Annotated in this window: 2 protein-coding genes and 1 pseudogene; 2 read left to right on the forward strand and 1 reads right to left on the reverse strand. The window is 66.5% G+C overall.

The annotated features are described in order from the left end of the window. Positions 1-125: 125 nt before the first annotated feature. Both ACFWF3_RS34100 and ACFWF3_RS34105 read left to right on the forward strand, forming a co-directional pair. On the forward strand, positions 126-713 hold the full coding sequence (locus ACFWF3_RS34100; protein ID WP_379318135.1) for a TetR/AcrR family transcriptional regulator: 588 nt from the start codon (positions 126-128) through the stop codon (positions 711-713). 810 nt (positions 714-1523) lie between these two features. After that, positions 1524-1847, forward strand: coding sequence for a VOC family protein (locus tag ACFWF3_RS34105; RefSeq protein WP_379318137.1), 324 nt, complete (start codon positions 1524-1526; stop codon positions 1845-1847). Here the strand turns inward: ACFWF3_RS34105 and ACFWF3_RS34110 are convergent. Then, positions 1796-1933 (reverse strand): annotated as a pseudogene (locus ACFWF3_RS34110) (tRNA (guanosine(37)-N1)-methyltransferase TrmD); the annotation flags it as partial. The gene ACFWF3_RS34105 and the pseudogene ACFWF3_RS34110 overlap by 52 nt on opposite strands.

A 1933-nucleotide genomic window follows, 5' to 3' on the forward strand; every position in this document is an offset into this window, starting at 1 on the left:
TCGGTAGGCTGTTCGGCGCTGGGGTGAACGTCACAGCACGACAGATTGATCTAGCGGGGTAATCTGGACGTATGTCTCCCTCCTCGTCAACCCTTGGTAAGCAGCCGGAAACGCGAACACGGCTCGTGGAGTCCGCGGCGGAGCTGTTCAGCCGGCAGGGCTTCGGGGCCACCGGCATCAAGGCCGTCCTCGCCGCAGCCGAGGCGCCCTATGGATCGCTGTACCACTTCTTCCCCGGCGGCAAGCAGGAACTCGGCGCCGCTGCCCTGGCCCACGGTGGCACGCGCTACCGGGAGTTACTCGAGTCGGTGTACCCGCCCGGGGCCGACGTCGTCGAGGCGACGGCGGCCTCCTTCGTCCAGGCGGCGGAGCTACTAGCGCAGACCGACTACGGCTACGCCTGCCCGATCGCGACGATCGCCTTGGAAGTGGCCAACAACGACGAGGTGATGCGGACCGCCGCCGCCACGGCCTTCGAGTCGTGGCTGGAGGTTCTCGAAGAGCGCTTCACCACGGCCGGGATGACCGCCGAACGCGCCCGCGAGGTCGCGGTGGAGATCTTCTGCCTGATAGAAGGATCGGTGCTACTGTCGCGGACCACGCGATCGCCGGCGCCGCTGCACACCGCCGGGCGGGCCGCGACCAACGCCGTCGCCGCTGGACTCGCGGCTGGTCGGTACGACCGCACAGGTCAGGGCAACGTCAGTCGGTAAGCGGGTCCGCTACCGAGTGCTGGTCCGGGTCGGCAACAGGGCCGACAGTCGGCGACTCGGCGGAGTTCTCGACAGTGGCCGGGGGTCGACGGACACCGCGATCATCTTCGGCTGACCGGTTGACGACGTCCCGATGGTGAGTGGCTGCGGCGCAGCCGCTTTCGTGCTGTCGCCCGCAGTACCGGGCCTACTGGCCGGACTGTGCGGAGAGCCGCCGGTCCAGGGTCTCCGGTGGCCTGACCGTCGCGATCGCCGTGCCGATCGCGTGGCGCACCGAATTCTGTGATTCCTACGCGGTCCCAGTGAGCCGAATGCGGCTGCGGTCGAGTAGTGCTGTCGCCTACCCGGCAGTTGGCGGGCGATGTGCGGCTACCGCACGACGAATGGCGGGTAGTGAGCCCGCGGCCCACCGCAGAGACTTCATCTGATCCGAAGTCTTTCGCGAGGTGGGCAGATGATGCGACCAGTAGCTTGTCGGTCCGCCGTGCGGTGTGCTGAAGCCGATCGCGACGGCGATGCGCGAAACATTCATGGATGCCCGGTGTGGAGCGGGGTGGCTGACGCCGCCGTTCTCCCCGGGATGCGCGGCGCCGGTCGGACGAATTCCCGTTTTCGAGTTGCCTTCAGAGGGTTGACGGACCGGGAAGATTCCGCTTACTCTGACGGCGATAGATCAATCTATCTAGTCGTCTACCGATCGCACGCTACCTATGGCTGGAACCGCCGGGCGTGGTCATGTGACACCGGTGGGCTCGAGGCCAGCGGAGGCAAATGATGGGCATCAAACGCGTTGGACACGTCGTGGTGAAAATGCGCGATCTAGAGGCGGCCAAACGCTTCTACGGCGGGATCCTCGGCATGACGATCTCCTCGGAATCGGACATTGCGATCTTCTTCCGATTCGCCGATTACCACCACGACATCGGGGTGTTCAAGGTGCCCGAGGACGCCGAGTCGCCGCAGGACGGTCAGGTCGGTCTGCTGCATTTCGCACTGGTCGTCGACAGTCAGGAGTCGCTCGTGCGGATGCACGAGCACCTGCAGGCCGAGGGCGTCACGATCGAGGCCATGTTCGACCACGGCGCCTCGCCCCACGGCTCGGTCTTCATGACCATGCCGGGGCCCCCGCCGTAAGGGGTGTCGTCGACCGTGTTGTGGCGGTCGTAGGTCCAGTCGCGCAGGTCGTGGACGCGGACATCGAGGACGCCCCGGTGCCGGGC

Source organism: Nocardia sp. NPDC060220, from assembly GCF_042727815.1.
Taxonomy (GTDB): domain Bacteria; phylum Actinomycetota; class Actinomycetes; order Mycobacteriales; family Mycobacteriaceae; genus Nocardia.